Genomic DNA, 17,282 nt, shown 5'->3' on the forward strand with positions numbered 1-17,282 from the left:
GCCGCCCGGCCCGGGATCTCCCCCGGGCCGGGCGGCTCGGCCGTCGTCCGGCCCCGGCCGCGCTGTTACGGCGCCATCTCGTACGCGCCGGACAGCGCCTCGACGCGCGCCCAGACCCGTGCCGAACGTGCCTCGTCGATCACGGGACGCCGGACCGCGCCGAGTGCCCAGCGCTGTTGGGCCTCCGTGGCGGAGTCCTTGCCGTGCAACTCGACGGCGTGCCCGGAGAAGTCGCGGACCAGCACGGAGAACAGCTCGTCGAGCACCGACTCGTCCAGGTCGGTCAGACGGGCCTGCTCCAGGATCAGCTGTCCGTGCACCACCAGCGCGAACAGCTGGCCCACCGAGAGCAGGAAGTCGAGGTCGCGGCTCTGCCGCTCATCGGGGGCAACGGTGGCCACGAACTCGCACAGGGCGTCGGCCTGCTCGCGGAAGCGGGCGACGTTCGGCACCTCGGCGTACGCGTCGTAGGCCGTGCGCCAGTCGTGGAAGCGTACGGAACCCAGGCCGCGGGCCGGTCCCTGCCGGAACAGGAAGTCGTCGTCGGCGGCGTCGATCCGGGTCGGCACGGCGGGGTACGCCACCGGCTCCAGCAGATGGTTGCGCATGAACTTGAGGATCAGCGCGAGGTTGACGTGCACCGTGCCCTCGAGCTTGGGCAGCCCCCGGATCTCGACGGCGGCCTGGGCGAAGTAGTTGTCCTTCTCGAAGCCCTTGGCGGCGATGACGTCCCACATCAGGTCGATGACCTTCTCGCCCTCCGTGGTCACCTTCATCTTCGTCATCGGGTTGAAGAGCAGATAGCGGCGGTCGTCGGGGCCGGCCGAGCGGAAGTAGTCGACGGCGCGGTCGCTGAACAGCTTCATGCCGACGAGCCGGACGTACGCGTCGGCCAGCTCCCGGCGCACATGCGGGAAGGCGGTGACGGGGCGGCCGTAGAGGATGCGGTTGTGCGCGTGGGTGACGGCCTCGTACATCGCGTGCTCGCAGATGCCGATCGAGGCGGTGCAGAGGTTGAACTTGCCGACGTTGACGGTGTTGAGTGCCGCGTCGAAGGCGGCGCGGCCGGTGTGCAGAACGTCCTCGGGGGCGACCGGGTAGTTCTCCAGGCGGAACTCGCTGACGAACTTGGAGGAGTCGACGACGTTCTTCACCAGGTGGTACGCCGGGTGGCGGCTGTCGGCGGCGAAGAAGACGTACCCGTCGGGGCCCTCGATGTCGGTGCGGCGGCCGAAGACGGAGACGAGTCCGGCGGCGTTGCCGTTGCCGATGTAGTACTTGGAGCCGGTGGCCCGGAAGCCGCCGTTGCCGTCGGGCTCCAGCAGCATGTCGGTGGAGTAGATGTCGGCGCCGTGGGTCTTCTCGGACAGGCCGAAGGCGAAGACCTCTCCCTGGGACAGGAGTTCCGCCGCGTGGCCGCGCGCCGCGGCGTTGTCGCTCTGCCAGACGGGGCCGAGACCGAGGATCGTCACCTGCCACGCGTACCAGTAGTCGAGGCCGTAGAACCCGAATATCTCGTTGAGGGCGGCGATCCGGGCGGTGTCCCAGCGCTGGTCCTGGGAACCGGCCGACGCGGCGGAGGCCGGGGTGAGGAAGGTGGCGAACAGGCCCTCCTTCGCGGCGAAGGCGAGGAAGTCGCCCAGCCAGGCGCGGGAGCGGTAGTCCTCGATCAGCTTCCGCCTGCCGCGCTCCTCGAACCAGTCGACGGTGGCGCGCAGCAGCCTGCGGGTCTCGGGGTCGAAGTGCGCCGGGTCGTAGGTGTGCGGGTTGAAGAGCAGGGGGTCGGCCATGGGAGGTCCACCTTCTGAGGGGTCGGGGGCAGGGGTCGGTCGAACGTGGTTCAGGCGCAGGGCGGGGGCGGGCCGGCGAGGCGGTGGAGGGTGGTGAGGACGTCTTCGAGCCAGGCGACCGTCATCCGCTCGTAGGCGATGCCGCCGCGCAGCGCGACGTGCTGCAGTTCCTGGCCGGCGTCGAGCGGAGCGGGCGCGGCGGGCCCGGTGAAGTCACGCATCTCGCCGACGAGGTAGTGCGCGAGCCGGTCGCTGTGCACCTGGTGGTGCCGCTCCACCTCGCGGATGAGCGCGGCGGGGTCGTCGAAGGCCGCGCCGCGGATCTTCACGGCGAGTTCATGACGGATGCTCTCGGGCTCGATCGGTTCGTGCAGCCACTGGGAGAGGGCCGTGCGGCCGGGGCCGGCGACGGAGTACTCCCGCTTGTCCGGCCGGCCCTGCTGCGGCACCTCGCGGACGGCGAGCAGGCCGTCGCTCTCCATGCGCTTGAGCACGCGGTAGATCTGCTGGTGCGTGGCGGTCCAGAAGTAACCGATGGACCGGTCGAACCGCCGGGCCAGCTCATATCCGGAGCCCGGCTTCTCCAGCAGGGAGACGAGGATCGCGTGCTCGAGCGCCATGCCCTTGATCCTGCTATGCAACTCGTTGCATAGACAAGAGCCGCCGCACGCGTGAGACACGGCTCACCCAGGCGGCGGGCATGGCGCTGGGGCCCGCGGCATCAGCCCAGTTCCGCCTCCAGCCACTTCAGGACGTCGGGCGTGACGGGGTCGGTGATGTCGGCGAACTCGTCGTGCTTCAGCAGGAACTTGGCCACGTAGGGGCAGACCGGCACGATGCGCTTGCCCAGTGCGCGCACGTCGGTGAGCGCCTGCTGGACCAGCTGCCCGGCCAGGCCCTGCCCGGCGTGGGCGTCGTCGATCTCGGTGTGGAAGAAGACGCGCTGCTCACCGCGGTCGCGGTATGCGGTGAGGCCGGCGCGTTCGCCGTCGACCTTGATCTCGTAGCGGTGCCGGGCGTCCACGCGCTCGACGGTCGGTGCCGTGGAAGGCTGGTTCATCGCGATTCCCTTCGGATGCGGATCATGCAGTGTGGTTCGTCGGCTGCCGTTCAGTCGCGCGGTGGATTGCCGCGCGGTGCGAGGGTGGCGTTCGGCAGGGCCGGGGCCGGCAGCCGGTCCCCGGGGTATCCCTCGACGGCCCCGAAACGGTCGGAGGCGTTCTCCCATTCCTCTCGGGCCCGGACGATGTCCTCGTGAGTGCGGCCGATGAAGTTCCACCACATGACGATCTGTTCCTCGAACGGGGTTCCGCCGAGCAGGACCGCGCGCGCGGGCTCGTCCGACTCGTTGACGAGGGTCAGGGTCTCGGTTCCGGGGTGGATGTAGCCCAGTTCGGCAGGGCGCAGCGCAGCGCCGGCCGCGCGGACGTGCCCGTGGTCGACGAGGAGGCCGTGTTCGAAGGCGGGGTCCACCGCGAGAGTGATCGCCGCTTGCGGTTCGAGGGTGATCTCGGCTCCGAGGAGGGGCGTGAAGGTCCGTACCGGCGAGACGGCTCCGGCGAGGGCGCCCAGGAAGACCCTGACCTCGGCGCCGTCGATCCGCACCGGCTCGGGCACGTAGTGCTGGAAGGCCCGCTCGGCGTACCGGTGTTCGCCGGGCAAGGCCACCCAGAGCTGCACGCCATGCAGGATGGTGGTCCGCGGGGTGGAGACCTCGGAGTGGCTGATGCCGTACCCGCCCGTCATGAGGTTCAGCTCGCCGGGCTGTACGTACGCATGGCTGCCGAGGCTGTCCCGGTGCTCGATCTCGCCGCTGAACAGCCAGCTCACCGTCTGCAGCCCGGTGTGCGGATGCGGGGCGACCTCCATGCCGCCGGTTCGGGCGACGTCGTCCGGGCCGTAGTGGTCGGCGAAGCACCAGGCGCCGATCAGGGTCCGGGCCCGCTGTGGCAGTGTGCGGCGCACGGTCATCGCCCTGGGGCCGCCCAGGGGCACGTCACGCGGGGTGAGTATGTCGACCTTCCGCTCATCGGTCGTCGCCGCGTCGGCCTCGCCCATCGGAACCACCTCTCGAAATCATGATAGTTTCGAATTCAACAATATAGGCTCAGTGATTATGCCCGAGGGAGCCCCGGATTGAGCAGCAGCCCCGCGCCCGGGTCGGCGGCCCGGCGGATCTTCGTCGACAAGCAGAGTCCCAAGCCGTACCACGCCCTGGTGCAGACGTCCGAGGCGGTGCGCACCACCGCGGCCGAGGCGGACCTGGACCGCACCGTCGTGGAGCTGATCAACCTCCGCGTGTCGCAGATCAACGGCTGCGCCTACTGCCTGGACGTCCACACCCGGGCCGCCCTGCGCGCCGGTGAGACCACGCGCCGGCTGGGGGTGCTGGCGGCCTGGCGGGACACCGAGGTGTTCACCCCGCTGGAGCGCGCCGCGCTCGCCCTGGCCGAGGCGACCACCGAACCGTCCGACGCCGTCGCCCAGGAGACCGCGTATGCCGCCGCGCGGGAGGTGCTCACCGACGACCAGATATCCGCGGTGATCTGGGTGGCGGTCACGATCAACGCGTTCAACCGGATCTCGATCATGAGCAAGCACCCGGTGCGGTGACGCGCAGCCCCCGGTACTCGTCACCGGGGCCGGCTCAGCCCCACTGGGTCGTCGTTCGCCGGACCACGTTCTGCAACTCGGCCATGGCGGCCTGGAAATCGGCTCGGTCCGCGCTTCGGAAGCGTCGGAAGTACCAGTTCGGGACGCGTGTGTTGTGCTGCCGCGACTGGAAGATCACGTCCTGCACCTGCCGGGCCAGCCCCAGCAGTCGGTCGCTCTCGCCGCGCTCCGCGACCGCGCGGTCCAGCAGGGCCAGCACCCGCTCCCGCTCCGCCGCCACGCTCCACTGCGTACGACAGGTGTCCAGCCCCATCATCACCGCGGCCAGCGAAGGCACGTACCACTGCAGCGCCAGGTCCAGCACGCTCAGGCCCGCGGCCACGCCGACCGCCAGTCCCGCCGCCAGCCAGGTCAGCACGAACGCCAGCAGGACCCGGGCGTACCGGCGCCGGACCCGGGCTCCCCAGCCGAGGTTCTGCTGCTGACAGGCCAGCACGTCGTATGGGCGCGGCAGGTCGGGCACCTCGTAGTAGTCGCGCAGTTCGTGCTCGTCGCCCCGGAAGCGCCGGCTGAGACCGCTGACCTGCTGCGCGCCGGGTGGATCACCGACCAGGACGTCGTTCCACGGCAGGCCGTAGAGCCGTACGTCGAACAGTTCCTGGAGCAGCGCCGCTCGCCGGGCCGCGCCGTCCTCCCAGGAGGTGAGGCCGACGGAGTACGCGACGGCCCAGACCCCGCCGAGCACGGTCACCGGTACCGCCCACGACGGCCTGACCGTGCTGACGAGACCGGCGGCCGCCAGGAGCACGGAGATACCCATCCGCACATTGGCCAGTCGTACGGCCTGGGCATGGGAGACGGACATGGCACGCAGCCGCCGCATCGCCTCGTCGGTGTTCTGCTCGGTCAGTATCGAGGATTCGTCCCCCGACGCGTTGCTCATGACGCCCCCCGCCGTCCGGCACCGTTCCCTCACTGTGCCGCCCCGGGCAAAGGGTGTCCATAGGGCCCTCGGCCGATGAGAAACAGTGCTGGACGGGCCCCCGGCGAACCGTGAGACTGGACCGACCCAATCCGACCCGACCCGGCCGGACCCGACGCCACGCCACGTCACGCCCCAGGACGGTGACCATGGATCAGGACATCCCCCGCGTCGAACTCACCCCGCAGGCCGCCGAGCTGGTGCGCCGGCTGCGCGCTTCCCACGGGCCGCTGATGTTCCACCAGTCGGGCGGCTGCTGCGACGGCAGCGCGCCCATGTGCTATCCGGACGGCGAGTTCCGCACCGGCGGCTCCGATGTGCTGCTGGCCGAGCTGGAGGTCGAGGGCGTCGACGAGCCGGTCACCTTCTGGATGTCGCTGAGCCAGTACGAGGCCTGGCGCCACACGCGGCTGATCGTGGACGTGGTGCCCGGCCGAGGGAGCGGTTTCTCGCTGGAAGCACCCGAGGGGGTACGTTTTCTCACCCGTTCTCGTGTCATAGAGGTCTAGCCACCCCGGCGGAAACCGCGTTCTGGTGCACTTCCCCTGAGTCCTGGCAGAGTTGACGAGACTTCAGGGGGCGAAGTGACGCGTCGTCACAAGCAATTGACCGCTGGAAGAACGGTACTGACGGTCCTCACGACGTTCGGTGTGCTGGCCGGTGCGGCCCTGACGGGGGCGGCACCGGCCGACGCCGTTCGGAAGACCGTCCCGATCGCGCAGGGCGTCTCCTACGAGCAGTTCGACATCGCGGCGGCCAAGGGCGTGACCCACGCCCATGTGCTGCTCGTCGACCTGCGCAATACGCATGTGCACCTCGACCTGCTGTACCCGGGCGCGGTGGCCGCCCGCGCTCCCGTCTCGAAGCTCGCGAACTCCGCGGGCGCGGTCGGGGGCGTCAACGGCGACTTCTTCAACATCACCGAGACCCAGCACCCGGGCGTCGAGGCGACGGGTGCGAGCGTGGGACCGGCGATCGCGCACCAGCACGTGCTCAAGGCGGCGGTGCCGACCGGACAGCGGTTCGGGCCCGCGCTGCCGCCCGGTACGAACACCAGGGAGGTCTTCGGCGTGGGCGTGGACCGGCGGGCCCGCCTGGACCGGCTCACCCTGCTCGGGACCGTCCGCACGGCCGAGGGGCCGCTGCCGATCCGAGGCCTCAACCAGTACGCGCTGCCGACGGGTTCCGTCGGCGCGTACACCGCACGGTGGGGCAGCGCCTCCCGGATGCGCGCGACCTGCGGCACCGACACCGACCGGGCCGCCGCGTGCAGCAAGGACACCTACGAGGTGACGGTCCGCGGCGGCCGGGTCGTGTCGGCCTCCACCACCCCGGGCAGGGGACCCATCGGGGCGGGCACCACGGTCCTGGTGGGCCGGGAGGCGGGCGCCCAGCAGCTGCGCAAGCTGTCCCTGGGCGAGCGGGTGAGTGTCCGGACCCGGCTGCTGCCGTCCGCGTCCAAGACCCCCTACCGCTTCGCCCTCGGCGGCTGTCCGGTCCTCCGCGACGGGCAGCCGCTGGCCGGTCTCGACAACGCCACCGCGGCCGTGCGCACCGCCGTGGGCTTCGCGTCCGGCGGGCGACGGCTGGTGCTGTTGGCGCTGGACGGGGCGCCCGCCTACCGCAGCGGCCTGACGATCGCCGAAGTCGCCGCCCAGATGCGGAAGTTGGGATCGACCGACGCGTTCAGCCTGGACGGCGGCGGGTCCACGACGCTGGTCGCCCGCGCACCGGGCGAGAGCGCCGTGTCGGTACGCAACCACCCCAGCGGCGGCGCCGAGCGCCCCGTACCGAACGGTATCGGGGTCTTCTCGGCGCCGTGACTCAGGGCCGCAGGCTGCTCACCAGGTCCGCGGTCGCGGTGAGCCCGTTGCTGATGGTGGGCGCCATGCTCGTGCTCGCCAGGTAGAAGCCGAGCAGCATGCAGACCAGAGCGTGGGAGATCTTCAGTGCGCCGTTGCGCATGAAGATCACGGCCAGGATCAGGAGCAGCAGCACCACAGAGATGGAAACGGCCATCGCGAACCTCCTCCGCCACGCCCATTTCGCGGCGTTCGGCCGCAAGTGTGGCGTAGCGGAGGGTTCATCCGGGCGGCTGACGTGTCCTCCGTTCGTGTGGTGTCGTCCTGCCGTGGGGGGGTTGGGCGGATGTCAGGCGGTGGGACGGGCGTCCAGGAACGCCTCCAGGCCCGCCAGGTCGTCCGTGTTGAAGTAGTCGACGTCCGCGGCGAGTAGCTCCGTCCACAGCGCGTCCCGCGCCGGACCGGCCGCGTCCGGTGTGCCCCAGAACCGGACCCGCTGCCCGCGTGCGTGCGCGGCCCCGATGATGCTCCGCAGCTTCTGGCGCTCGGCGTCCGGGAACGGACCGTCGCCCAGCCAGGTGAAGTTGAGGGTCCAGTTGTCGGAGATCAGCGGGATGAAGGAGGCGGACGCCGAGGTGCCGAGGTCGGTGAGCCGGCCGTCGTAGAACGCCCGGCGCACGGTCTGGGCCTCCATCGGCACGCGGGCGGCGCGGTCGCCGGAGATCACGGCGGTGACCGGGCCGGGGTGCACGCGTCCGTGCGCGAACGTCGTGAACAGGTGCTTGTAGCGCTGGAGGTGGCGGTCGAGTTCGAGGTACGTCGACGAGCCCTCGGTCTTGATGTCGATGAGGAGCTGCAGGGGCCTGCGCCAACCCCGGTAGACGGAGCCGTGGTTGGCCTTGACGCGGGCGGCCAGCGGGTCGAGGTAGAGGGATTCGAGGGTGCGGGTCGGGTCGAGCTCGGTGGCGTCGTGGGCGACGAGGAGCTGCTCGCCGACGAGGAAGATGTCGGCCTCGACGCTGCCGAATCGGTGGTCGAGGGCGTCGAACAGGGGGCGCGGGTGCTCGTAGTCGTTGTGGGCGTGGGCGCGCCACAGCGGACGCGGGCCGTGGTGGCCGCCGCCCGCCCAGGCCTGTGCGGCGGGCAGCGCGAAAGTGCCCGCGAGGGCGGCGCCGAGGGTGGTGAGGGCTCTGCGACGGGTGGTGAGGGCCATGCTCTGCCTCCCTTGTAGGGCCGTATGGGACCGAAGGGAGTATGCGTTCGATCCGTGCCCAAGTAGCCCTTCCCTGCGGGGAGTTGGCCGGACCGCCGCCCTCTGTTCACTTGCGCGCGAAGAGGCCCGCCCCAGGTGGGCGGGCCTCTCGTGGTGCGGTCAGGGTGCCTGGAGGTCGACCAGTTCGGCCAGTGCCTCGCGGTGGGCGCCTGCTGTGCCGTAGGCGATCGAATCGGCCTTCGCCCGCTTGAGGTAGAGGTGGATCGGGTGCTCCCAGGTCATGCCGATACCGGCGTGGAGCTGGAGCGCCTCCTCGGCGGCGTGCACGGCGACGCCCGACGCATAGGCCTGGGCGACGGCGACCGAGACCTCCGCGTCCTCGCCGGTGGAGAGCGCGTCGGCGGACTTACGCGCGGCGGCCCGGAGGTTGACCACCTCCAGCCACAGCTGGGCCAGCCGGTGCTTGAGCGCCTGGAAGCCGCCGACCTGCCGATTGAACTGCTTGCGCTCCTTCAGATACCGGACCGTCTCGGTCAGCGTCCAGTCCGCGACGCCGAGTTGCTCGGAGGCCAGCAGCCCGGCCCCGGCCCGCAGGGCCCGTCGTACGGCCGGTTCCGCATCGCCCAGGCGGCGTCCGGCGGCCCCGTCGAGGGTGACGGTTGCCACCGGCCGGGTCAGGTCCAGGGAGGTCTGCGGGGTGACCGTGACGGCGTCCGCGCCGACCGCGTACAGCCCGCCGTCGGCAGCCGGGACCAGCAGGACGTCGGCCGCGGCCGCGTCCGCGATCCCGGTCAGCTCGCCGTGCAGCCGGCCGTCCTCGACGCGTACGGTCCTGAGCGCGGCGCCCGGCGCGGTGTGCAGGGCGACGGCAAGGACGCCGATGGTGCGGCCCGAGGCGAGCCGGCCGAGCAGGTCCTCGTCCCCGCAGGCCAGCAGGGCCTCGGTGGCCACGACCGCGCTGGTGAGGTAGGGCACGGGGGCCACGGCGCGGCCCAACTCCTCCAGGACCACGGCGGCTTCGCGATGCGAGGCGCCCTGGCCGCCCTGTGCCTCCGGAACCAGGAGCCCGGCCAGGCCCATGCCTTCGGCGAGCGCCTTCCACAGGGCGAGGTCGTGCGGGGCGTCCGACTCGGTGCGGGTGATGACACCCGCCGCGTCGCAGTGGTCCGTGAGCAGGTCGCGGACGGCGGCGCGCAGCGCCTCTTCCTCCTCGGAGTAGAGAAGATCCGGCTGTGTGCTCATCGGGCGAGGTCCTTCCAGGCGACGTCCTTGTCGGTGCGCGGTTCGGCGGGCAGGCCCAGGACGCGCTCGGCGACGATGTTCAGCAGGACCTCGCTGGTCCCGCCCTCGATGCTGTTGCCCTTGGCACGGAGGTAGCGGTAGCCGGCGTCGCGGCCGACGAAGTCCACCAGTTCGGGGCGGCGCATGGTCCAGTCGTCGTACAGCAGGCCCTCTTCGCCGCCGAGTTCCACCTCCAAGCCGCTGATCTCCTGGTTGAGGCGGGCGAAGGCGAGCTTCATGCCGGCGCCCTCGGGGCCGGGCTGGCCGAGGGCGAGCTGCTGGCGCAGGCGTTCGCCGGTGAGCCGGACGACCTCGGCCTCGACCCACAGCTTGAGCAGGCGCTGGTGCAGGTCGTGGGTGCGCAGCTCGGGGCGCTCACGCCAGGACTTGGAGACCGGGCCGATCATTCCGCCCTCGCGGGGCAGCCGCATGCCGCCGATCGCGACGCGCTCGTTGTTCAGGGTGGTCTGCGCGACCCGCCAGCCGTCGCCGACCTCGCCGAGGCGGCGGGAGTCGGGAATGCGCACGTCGGTGAGGAAGACCTCGTTGAACTCGGCCTCGCCGGTGATCTGGCGCAGCGGCCGCACCTCGACGCCCGGGTCGGTCATGTCGCAGATGAAGTAGGTGATGCCCGCATGCTTGGGCACGTCCGGGTCGGTGCGGGCGATGAGGATGGCCCAGCGGGCGATGTGGGCGCTGGAGGTCCACACCTTCTGCCCGTTGACCACCCAACTGTCGCCCTCGCGGACCGCTCGGGTGCCGAGCGCGGCCAGGTCGGAGCCGGCGCCCGGCTCGCTGAACAGCTGGCACCAGACCTCCTCGCCCGTCCACAGGGGCCTGAGGTACCGCCGCTTCTGCTCCTCGGTGCCGTAGCGCAGGATCGTCGGAGCCGCCATCCCGAGGCCGATGCCGATGCGCCGCGGGTCGTTGTCGGGGGCGCCCGCGGCCTCCAGCTCGGCGTCCACGACGGCCTGGAGGGAGCGCGGGGCACCGAGGCCGCCGAGGCCCTCGGGGTAGTGCACCCAGGCGAGCCCCGCGTCGAAGCGGGCCCTCAGGAAGTCCAGGCGGTCGGTGGTCGCGGGCGGGTGTGCGGCCAGCAACTCCGCCGTGCGGCGTTCGAGTTCGACTGCGTCGGTCATGCGGCGGCTCCGTTCTCCAGCGACGGTACGACGGCGACCCGGCCGGTGGTGACACCGTCGGCGACCCGCTGCACGGCGGCCGCGGCCCCGTCCAGCGGCACGCGCTCGCTCACCAGCGGCCTGATCGCGCCCCGGGCGGACAGCTCGGTGAGCTGCTCGTGACAGTGCTGGACCAGCTTCGGGTTCTTGGTGTTGTACAGGCCCCAGTGCAGGCCGAGGATCGAGTAGTTCTTCACCAGGGCGTGGTTGAGCCCCGGGCTGGGGATGGTGCCGCTCGCGAAACCCACGACCACGATCCTGCCCTCGAAGGCGACGACCTTGGTGGACTGTGTGTAGGCCTCGCCGCCGACAGGGTCATAGATCACATCGGCGCCGCGGCCGCCGGTGGCCTCCTTCACCGCGGCGACGACGTCCTCGCCGCGCCGGTCGATCACCACGTCGCAGCCCAGGTCACGAGCGACGGCGACCTTGTCGGGGCCGCCCACGACACCGATGACCTTGGCGCCGGCCGCCTTGCCTAGCTGCACGGCCGCGCTGCCGACCCCGCCCGCGGCGGCGTGGACGAGCAGCGTCTCGCCGGCCTCCAGACCGGCCCGGCGGTGCAGACCGAACCAGCCCGTCTGGTAGCCGATGTGCAGCGCGGCGGCCTCCGCGTCGTCGAGGGAGTCGGGTGCCGGCAGCACCGCGGCGGCGTCGGCGACGGCGTACTCGGCGAAACCGCCGTACGGCAGCGCCGGGTTGGCGAGCACCCGGCGGCCGTCCTCGGTCTCACCGCAGATCTCCACCCCAGGAGTGAACGGAAGTGGTGGCCGCACCTGATAGTGGCCGCGGCACATCAGCACGTCCGGGAAATTGATGTTGGCGGCACGCACCTTCAGCAGAACCTGGCCGTCGGCGGGCGTGGGCCGCTCCACCTCCTGGAGCCGCATCACCTCGCTCGGCTCGCCGTTCTCGTGCACTTGCCATGCCTGCATGCGGTGCCTCCACGGGACTGCTTCGTCTGACCGGGGTCGATCGCATACTAAGCGGTCGCTTGCCATCAGGGAACAGTCTCGCGTGTCACGTGCCTTCGCGTCGCGGGCGCGAGGGGCGTGCCCGTACGTGCATCCGCTCGCCCTGCGCTCCGAACAGGCTCAGGAATTCCACCGGTCCCTCCCCCGTCGAGCCGAACCAGTGCGGCACCCGCGTGTCGAACTCGGCGGCCTCCCCCGCGGTGAGCACCACGTCGTGCTCCCCGAGCACCAGCCGCAGCCGGCCGGACAGGACGTACAGCCACTCGTAGCCCTCATGGGTCCGCGGATCGGGCTCCAGCACCCGCTGCGGCTCCAGGACCTTGAACGCCTGAAGGCCACCCGGCTGCCGGGTGAGCGGCCAGTGGGTGCGTCCGTGCCGCACGATCGGCTTGCCCCGCACCCGGGGATCGCCGACCGGCGGGGCGCCCACCAGTTCGTCCAGCGGCACCTGATGGGCCTGCGCGATCGGCAGCAACAGCTCCAGGCTGGGTTTGCGCAGGCCGGCCTCCAGCCGCGAGAGGGTGCTGACGGAGATGCCGGTCGCCTCGGACAGCGCCGCGAGGGTCACCTCCCGCTCCTTGCGGATCCGCCGCAGCCGGGGGCCCACGCCCGCGAGAACGTCGTCGGTGGTCATGTCCGTATTGCAGTTTCGGCAAACAAGTTTGTCAATCCGACAGGGGGCGCGCGACCGTCGGCCGCGGAGGTGGTCATCCATGACCAAGAACACCGATCATTACGAGGTCGTCGTCGTCGGAGGCGGCGCGGCCGGGCTGTCCGCCGCGCTCGTCCTGGGCCGCGCCCGGCGCCGCACGCTGGTCGTCGACGCGGGCGAGCCGCGCAACGCGCCCGCCGCGCACATGCAGGGATATCTCTCGCGGGACGGCATGTCACCGGCCGAGTTCCTCGCCGTGGGACGCGAGGAGATCGCGCGGTACGGCGTGGAGCTGGTCCGGGACCGGGCGGTGGACGTCCGACGGGAGGGGGACTTCACGGTGGCCCTGGCGAGCGGGCGCGATGTCCGGGCGCGGCAGTTGGTCGTCGCGACCGGGCTGAAGGACGAGCTGCCGCCGGTCGCGGGCCTGGCCGAGCGATTCGGCCGGGATGTGCTGCACTGCCCGTACTGCCACGGCTGGGAGGTGCGCGACCGCGCGTTCGGGGTGCTCGCCACGACCCCGATGAGCGTGCACCAGGCGCTGATGGTGACCCAGTGGTCCAAGGACGTGACTCTCTTCCTGCACCGGGTCGCCGAGTCGGAGCTCGCCGACGACGACCTGCGCCGGCTGGCGGCGGCCGGGGTCACCGTGGTGCCGGGCGAAGTGGCGCAGGTGACGGCCGAAGAGGACCGGCTCACCGGGGTCCGGCTCGCGGACGGCACGGTGCACTCCCGCGAGGTGCTGTTCGTGGCACCGCGTGCCGTACCGCGGACGGATCTCCTGGCACGGCTGGGCGCCGAGATGCGCGAGACGCCCTTCGGCATGTACCCGGTGATCGACGAGCGCGGTCTGACGACCGTTCCCGGGCTGTGGGCGGCCGGCAACGCGAGCGGCTTCGCCGAGCAGGTGGTGAACGCTGCCAGCCGGGGCTACCGGGCCGGGGCGGCGATCAACGGGGAACTGCTCTTCGCCGACCTCGACGCGTCCGCACGGGTGTAGTCCCGGCGCCCGCGTTGCACCATGGCTGCATGCTGCTGACCCGGCTCGCCCAAGTGTCCCGGGAGGTCGCCGCCACCGCGGCACGGTCCCGGAAGACCGCCCTGCTCGCGGAGCTGTTCCGGGACGCGGAGGCGGACGACGTACCGATCGTCATCCCGTATCTGGCGGGACGGCTCCCGCAGGGGCGCCTCGGCATCGGCTGGAAGGTGCTGAGCCGGAAGGTACCGGCGGCCGCGCAGCCCTCGCTCACCGTGCGTGAGGTCGACGCCCGGCTCACCGAGCTCGGCAAGGTCTCCGGGCCCGGCTCCCAGGCGGAACGGGCCCGGCTGGTCGGCGAGTTGATGGGGGCGGCCACCGAGGACGAGCAGCGCTTCCTGTTCGGGCTGATCACCGGTGAGGTGCGCCAGGGCGCCCTGGACGCCGTGGCCGTGGAGGGGCTGGCGGCGGCGACAGGCGCGGACGCGGCGGACGTACGCCGGGCGGTGATGCTCGCCGGTTCGCTCCAGACGGTGGCGCGGGCCCTGCTGGCGGACGGCCCGGCGGCCCTCGACCGGTTCCGGCTCACGGTCGGCCGCCCGGTCCTGCCGATGCTGGCGCAGACCGCCTCCTCGGTGGCGGAGGCGGTCGGGAAGCTGGGCGCGTGCGCGGTGGAGGAGAAGCTGGACGGCATCCGTGTCCAGGTCCACCGGGACGGCGACACGGTGCGGGTCCACACCCGCACCCTCGACGACATCACCGACCGGCTGCCCGAGGTGACCTCCGCGGCCCTGGAGCTGGCGGGCGACCGGTTCGTCCTGGACGGCGAGGTGCTCTCCTTCGGCCCGGACGGGCGGCCCCGCTCCTTCCAGGAGACCGCGGGGAGGGTCGGCTCCCGCGTGGACGTGGCGAGGGCCGCCGAGGAGGTCCCCGTCTCCCCCGTCTTCTTCGACGTCCTCGCGGTCGACGGCCGCGATCTGCTCGACCTGCCGTTCGCGGAGCGGCACGCGGAGCTGGCCCGGCTGGTGCCCGAGCCGATGCGGGTACGGCGGACCGCGGTGTCCGGCCCGCAGGACGTGACCGGGGCGGAGGAGTTCCTGGCCGAGACGCTCGGGCGCGGCCACGAGGGAGTCGTGGTCAAGGCCCTGGACGCCCCCTACAGCGCGGGCCGGCGCGGCGCCTCCTGGCTGAAGGTCAAGCCGGTGCACACCCTCGACCTGGTCGTGCTGGCCGCCGAGTGGGGCCACGGGCGCCGCACGGGCAAGCTGTCCAACCTCCATCTGGGCGCCCGCACCCCGGACGGCACCTTCGCGATGCTCGGCAAGACCTTCAAGGGCATGACGGACGCCATGCTCACCTGGCAGACCGAACGACTCCAGGGGCTGGCCGTCCAGGACGACGGCTGGGTGGTGACCGTACGCCCCGAACTCGTCGTCGAGATCGCCTACGACGGTCTCCAGCGCTCCTCCCGCTACCCGGCCGGGGTCACCCTCCGCTTCGCCCGGGTGGTCCGCTACCGCGAGGACAAGCGACCGCAGGACGCGGACACGGTCGAAACGCTGCTGGCCGCGCACCCGGAGATGAAGGCTTGAGGAGAACCGGAGGTGAGGGTTTGAAAGAGAAGCGGAGCGCCGGTCTGCTCCTGTTCCGGCACACCGGCAACGGCCTGGAGGTGTTGCTCGGCCACATGGGCGGCCCCTACTTCGCCAAGAAGGAGGCCGGGGCGTGGACCGTCCCCAAGGGCGAGTACGAACCCGACGAGTCCGCCTGGGACGCGGCTCGCCGTGAGTTCCAGGAGGAGCTGGGCCTGCCGCCGCCCGACGGAGAGGCCGCGCCGCTGGGCGAGGTCAGGCAGACCAACGGGAAGATCGTCACGGCGTGGGCGGTCGAGGCCGAGGTGGACCCGGAGTCGATCGAGCCCGGCACCTTCACGATGGAGTGGCCGCCGAGGTCGGGGCGGGTCCAGGAGTTCCCCGAACTGGACCGGGTGGAGTGGTTCGGTCTGGACCGCGCCCGGGGGGTGATCGTCACGGCGCAGGCCGCGTTCCTGGACCGGCTGGCGGAGCACTCGGCCGAGTAGGCGATGCACGCGTTGCGGTCGTCACCGACGCGCGGGAAGGTCGAATCAAGCCCGCTCCCAGGGAGGTCAGCCATGCCCATCGCGACGGTCAACCCGGCGAACGGCGAGACGCTCAAGACGTACGAGGCCATGGGCGAGGAGGAGATCGAGCGCCGGCTCCAGCTCGCCGAGGCGACGTTCCGCACGTACCGGATGAGCCGCGTCGTGGACCGTGGGCGTCTTCTCCTCCAGGCCGCCAACCTCCTGGACGAGGACCGGCAGGACATCGGCCGGATCATGACCACCGAGATGGGCAAGCCGGTCAGACAGGCCCGGGCGGAGGCCGCCAAGTGCGCCAGGGCGATGCGCTGGTACGCGGAGCACGCCGAGGCGCTGCTCGCCGACGAGAAGCCCGCCGATGCCGATGTGACGGACTCCGGGGCGTCCCGGGTGCGGGTGCGCTACCGGCCGCTCGGGCCGGTGCTCGCCGTGATGCCGTGGAACTTCCCGCTGTGGCAGGTGATCCGCTTCGCGGCGCCGGCCCTGATGGCCGGCAACGTGGGTCTGCTCAAGCACGCCTCCAACGTCCCGCAGACCGCCCTGTATCTGGAGGACCTCTTCCACCGGGCCGGCTTCACCGAGGGCTGCTTCCAGACCCTGCTGATCGGCTCCGGCGCGGTCGACGGCATCCTGCGCGACGAGCGCGTCAGGGCGGCGACCCTCACCGGCAGCGAACCGGCGGGGCGGGCGGTCGCGTCCACCGCCGGGGACATGGTCAAGAAGACGGTGCTGGAGCTGGGCGGCAGCGACCCGTTCGTCGTCATGCCCTCCGCCGACATCGACCGGGCGGCCCAGGTCGCGGTGACCGCCCGGGTGCAGAACAACGGGCAGTCCTGCATCGCCGCCAAGCGGTTCATCGTCCACACGGACGTGTACGACGCCTTCGCGGAGCGGTTCGTCGCGGGCATGAAGGCGCTCAAGGTCGGCGACCCGCTGCAGGAGGACACCGAGGTCGGACCGCTCGCCAGCGAGCAGGGGCGGGCCGACCTGGAGGAACTGGTCGACGACGCGAAGCGCAGCGGGGCGGCCGTGCTGTGCGGTGGGCGGCGCCCGAACTGGCCCGGCTGGTTCTACCCGCCGACCGTCCTCGCCGGGATCACCCGCGAGATGCGGATCCACCGCGAAGAGGCGTTCGGGCCGGTCGCCACGCTGTACCGGGCCGGCGACCTGGACGAGGCCGTGCTGATCGCCAACGACTCGCCGTTCGGCCTGAGTTCGAATGTGTGGACGCGCGACGAGGCCGAGACGGAGCGGTTCGCACGGGATCTGGAGGCGGGTGCCGTGTATGTGAACGGGATGACCGCGTCCCATCCGGCGTTTCCGTTCGGCGGGGTCAAGCGGTCCGGGTACGGGCGTGAGCTGTCCGGGCACGGGATCCGCGAGTTCTGCAACATCACCACTGTTTGGCAGGGTGCGTGACGTTTCCGCGGCTACGATCCCGTCTGTGAACCGCGAAGTGACTCTGCCTCTGATCGTCGACGACCGCGGTACCTTGCAGGTGGCCGCGGCCGACGTGAGCAAGCTGCTCCGCACCGTGGGCGGAAGGTGGCTGCACCTCGTCGAGGCCGGGCAGCAGGGGCTGGACGAGAACACCGTTGCCGCGCTGACCATCGAGCTCGCGAAGCTCGCCGACCGTATCGACGTGGCGTGCATCGCGCACAGCAGTGGGGCGCCGTAGGGGTTCTGTCCGGTGCGGGGGTTC

General features: G+C 71.6%; 19 protein-coding genes. 8 read left to right on the top strand and 11 right to left on the bottom strand.

Annotation, left to right across the window (positions count from 1 at the left end; genetic code table 11):
* Nucleotides 1–65: 65 nt before the first annotated feature.
* The 4 genes from ACZ4EG_RS12980 to ACZ4EG_RS12995 all read right to left on the bottom strand — a co-directional run bounded on the left by ACZ4EG_RS12980 (nt 66) and on the right by ACZ4EG_RS12995 (nt 3,848).
* Nucleotides 66–1,790, bottom strand: coding sequence for an acyl-CoA dehydrogenase family protein (locus ACZ4EG_RS12980; protein ID WP_467790679.1), 1,725 nt, complete (start codon nt 1,788–1,790; stop codon nt 66–68).
* Between the two features lie 50 nt (nt 1,791–1,840).
* Nucleotides 1,841–2,410: a PadR family transcriptional regulator gene (locus tag ACZ4EG_RS12985; protein WP_467790680.1), complete on the bottom strand. Its 570-nt coding sequence runs from the start codon at nt 2,408–2,410 to the stop codon at nt 1,841–1,843.
* Nucleotides 2,411–2,511: 101 nt separating this feature from the next.
* Nucleotides 2,512–2,850 (bottom strand): GNAT family N-acetyltransferase, encoded by a 339-nt coding sequence (locus ACZ4EG_RS12990; protein ID WP_453558369.1) that lies wholly within the window; start codon nt 2,848–2,850, stop codon nt 2,512–2,514.
* A 50-nt stretch (nt 2,851–2,900) separates the two neighbouring features.
* The gene (locus ACZ4EG_RS12995; RefSeq protein ID WP_467790681.1) at nt 2,901–3,848 is read right to left on the bottom strand and encodes a pirin family protein; all 948 of its coding nucleotides are present in this window, start codon (nt 3,846–3,848) and stop codon (nt 2,901–2,903) included.
* 78 nt (nt 3,849–3,926) lie between these two features.
* Here ACZ4EG_RS12995 and ACZ4EG_RS13000 point away from each other — a divergent pair, with 78 nt between their 5' ends.
* A complete protein-coding gene (locus ACZ4EG_RS13000; RefSeq protein WP_467790682.1) occupies nt 3,927–4,403 on the top strand; it encodes a carboxymuconolactone decarboxylase family protein in 477 nt (158 codons plus the stop codon).
* A gap of 34 nt (nt 4,404–4,437) precedes the next feature.
* On the opposite strand, the gene ACZ4EG_RS13005 is transcribed toward ACZ4EG_RS13000, so the two are convergent.
* Complete coding sequence (locus ACZ4EG_RS13005; RefSeq protein ID WP_453558361.1) at nt 4,438–5,346, bottom strand: S-4TM family putative pore-forming effector; 909 nt, start codon at nt 5,344–5,346, stop codon at nt 4,438–4,440.
* 188 nt (nt 5,347–5,534) lie between these two features.
* On the opposite strand from ACZ4EG_RS13005, the gene ACZ4EG_RS13010 reads away from it, so the two are divergent.
* Together ACZ4EG_RS13010 and ACZ4EG_RS13015 are read left to right on the top strand one after the other, a co-directional pair.
* Complete coding sequence (locus ACZ4EG_RS13010) at nt 5,535–5,894, top strand: DUF779 domain-containing protein (RefSeq protein ID WP_453558359.1); 360 nt, start codon at nt 5,535–5,537, stop codon at nt 5,892–5,894.
* Between the two features lie 117 nt (nt 5,895–6,011).
* The gene (locus ACZ4EG_RS13015; protein WP_467790812.1) at nt 6,012–7,208 is read left to right on the top strand and encodes a phosphodiester glycosidase family protein; all 1,197 of its coding nucleotides are present in this window, start codon (nt 6,012–6,014) and stop codon (nt 7,206–7,208) included.
* A gap of 1 nt (nt 7,209) precedes the next feature.
* On the opposite strand, the gene ACZ4EG_RS13020 is transcribed toward ACZ4EG_RS13015, so the two are convergent.
* The 6 genes from ACZ4EG_RS13020 to ACZ4EG_RS13045 form a co-directional block, all read right to left on the bottom strand.
* Nucleotides 7,210–7,404: a hypothetical protein gene (locus ACZ4EG_RS13020; protein WP_316759088.1), complete on the bottom strand. Its 195-nt coding sequence runs from the start codon at nt 7,402–7,404 to the stop codon at nt 7,210–7,212.
* A gap of 132 nt (nt 7,405–7,536) precedes the next feature.
* Nucleotides 7,537–8,400: a phosphatidylinositol-specific phospholipase C/glycerophosphodiester phosphodiesterase family protein gene (locus ACZ4EG_RS13025; RefSeq protein ID WP_467790683.1), complete on the bottom strand. Its 864-nt coding sequence runs from the start codon at nt 8,398–8,400 to the stop codon at nt 7,537–7,539.
* A 159-nt stretch (nt 8,401–8,559) separates the two neighbouring features.
* Nucleotides 8,560–9,642, bottom strand: a complete 1,083-nt coding sequence (locus ACZ4EG_RS13030; RefSeq protein WP_453558350.1) for an acyl-CoA dehydrogenase family protein — start codon at nt 9,640–9,642, stop codon at nt 8,560–8,562.
* On the bottom strand, nt 9,639–10,820 hold the full coding sequence (locus ACZ4EG_RS13035; RefSeq protein WP_467790684.1) for an acyl-CoA dehydrogenase family protein: 1,182 nt from the start codon (nt 10,818–10,820) through the stop codon (nt 9,639–9,641). The genes ACZ4EG_RS13030 and ACZ4EG_RS13035 overlap by 4 nt, the downstream gene beginning before the upstream one ends.
* Nucleotides 10,817–11,794, bottom strand: a complete 978-nt coding sequence (locus ACZ4EG_RS13040; protein ID WP_467790685.1) for an NADPH:quinone oxidoreductase family protein — start codon at nt 11,792–11,794, stop codon at nt 10,817–10,819. Before ACZ4EG_RS13040 ends, ACZ4EG_RS13035 begins: the two co-directional genes overlap by 4 nt.
* Nucleotides 11,795–11,879: 85 nt before the next feature.
* A complete protein-coding gene (locus ACZ4EG_RS13045; protein WP_453558342.1) occupies nt 11,880–12,467 on the bottom strand; it encodes a helix-turn-helix domain-containing protein in 588 nt (195 codons plus the stop codon).
* A gap of 79 nt (nt 12,468–12,546) precedes the next feature.
* Here ACZ4EG_RS13045 and ACZ4EG_RS13050 point away from each other — a divergent pair, with 79 nt between their 5' ends.
* The 5 genes from ACZ4EG_RS13050 to ACZ4EG_RS13070 all read left to right on the top strand — a co-directional run bounded on the left by ACZ4EG_RS13050 (nt 12,547) and on the right by ACZ4EG_RS13070 (nt 17,258).
* Complete coding sequence (locus tag ACZ4EG_RS13050) at nt 12,547–13,485, top strand: NAD(P)/FAD-dependent oxidoreductase (RefSeq protein ID WP_453558340.1); 939 nt, start codon at nt 12,547–12,549, stop codon at nt 13,483–13,485.
* A 29-nt stretch (nt 13,486–13,514) separates the two neighbouring features.
* A complete protein-coding gene (locus ACZ4EG_RS13055; protein ID WP_467790686.1) occupies nt 13,515–15,053 on the top strand; it encodes an ATP-dependent DNA ligase in 1,539 nt (512 codons plus the stop codon).
* Between the two features lie 20 nt (nt 15,054–15,073).
* Nucleotides 15,074–15,541: an NUDIX hydrolase gene (locus ACZ4EG_RS13060; protein ID WP_467790687.1), complete on the top strand. Its 468-nt coding sequence runs from the start codon at nt 15,074–15,076 to the stop codon at nt 15,539–15,541.
* Between the two features lie 72 nt (nt 15,542–15,613).
* Nucleotides 15,614–16,999 (top strand): NADP-dependent succinic semialdehyde dehydrogenase, encoded by a 1,386-nt coding sequence (locus ACZ4EG_RS13065; RefSeq protein ID WP_467790688.1) that lies wholly within the window; start codon nt 15,614–15,616, stop codon nt 16,997–16,999.
* 25 nt (nt 17,000–17,024) lie between these two features.
* Complete coding sequence (locus ACZ4EG_RS13070; RefSeq protein WP_453558328.1) at nt 17,025–17,258, top strand: DUF6213 family protein; 234 nt, start codon at nt 17,025–17,027, stop codon at nt 17,256–17,258.
* Nucleotides 17,259–17,282: the final 24 nt, after the last annotated feature.

The sequence above is a fragment of the Streptomyces sp. NPDC025638 genome (assembly GCF_055558775.1).

Coding starts and splice junctions, on each gene's coding strand:
- ACZ4EG_RS12995 (WP_467790681.1), bottom strand. CDS start 3,848: ATGGGCGAGGCCGACGCGGCGACGACCGATGAGCGGAAGGTCGACATA.
- ACZ4EG_RS12985 (WP_467790680.1), bottom strand. CDS start 2,410: ATGGCGCTCGAGCACGCGATCCTCGTCTCCCTGCTGGAGAAGCCGGGC.
- ACZ4EG_RS13035 (WP_467790684.1), bottom strand. CDS start 10,820: ATGACCGACGCAGTCGAACTCGAACGCCGCACGGCGGAGTTGCTGGCC.
- ACZ4EG_RS13055 (WP_467790686.1), top strand. CDS start 13,515: ATGCTGCTGACCCGGCTCGCCCAAGTGTCCCGGGAGGTCGCCGCCACC.
- ACZ4EG_RS13010 (WP_453558359.1), top strand. CDS start 5,535: ATGGATCAGGACATCCCCCGCGTCGAACTCACCCCGCAGGCCGCCGAG.
- ACZ4EG_RS13030 (WP_453558350.1), bottom strand. CDS start 9,642: ATGAGCACACAGCCGGATCTTCTCTACTCCGAGGAGGAAGAGGCGCTG.
- ACZ4EG_RS12980 (WP_467790679.1), bottom strand. CDS start 1,790: ATGGCCGACCCCCTGCTCTTCAACCCGCACACCTACGACCCGGCGCAC.
- ACZ4EG_RS13050 (WP_453558340.1), top strand. CDS start 12,547: ATGACCAAGAACACCGATCATTACGAGGTCGTCGTCGTCGGAGGCGGC.
- ACZ4EG_RS13020 (WP_316759088.1), bottom strand. CDS start 7,404: ATGGCCGTTTCCATCTCTGTGGTGCTGCTGCTCCTGATCCTGGCCGTG.
- ACZ4EG_RS13040 (WP_467790685.1), bottom strand. CDS start 11,794: ATGCAGGCATGGCAAGTGCACGAGAACGGCGAGCCGAGCGAGGTGATG.
- ACZ4EG_RS13065 (WP_467790688.1), top strand. CDS start 15,614: ATGCCCATCGCGACGGTCAACCCGGCGAACGGCGAGACGCTCAAGACG.
- ACZ4EG_RS13025 (WP_467790683.1), bottom strand. CDS start 8,400: ATGGCCCTCACCACCCGTCGCAGAGCCCTCACCACCCTCGGCGCCGCC.
- ACZ4EG_RS12990 (WP_453558369.1), bottom strand. CDS start 2,850: ATGAACCAGCCTTCCACGGCACCGACCGTCGAGCGCGTGGACGCCCGG.
- ACZ4EG_RS13045 (WP_453558342.1), bottom strand. CDS start 12,467: ATGACCACCGACGACGTTCTCGCGGGCGTGGGCCCCCGGCTGCGGCGG.
- ACZ4EG_RS13005 (WP_453558361.1), bottom strand. CDS start 5,346: ATGAGCAACGCGTCGGGGGACGAATCCTCGATACTGACCGAGCAGAAC.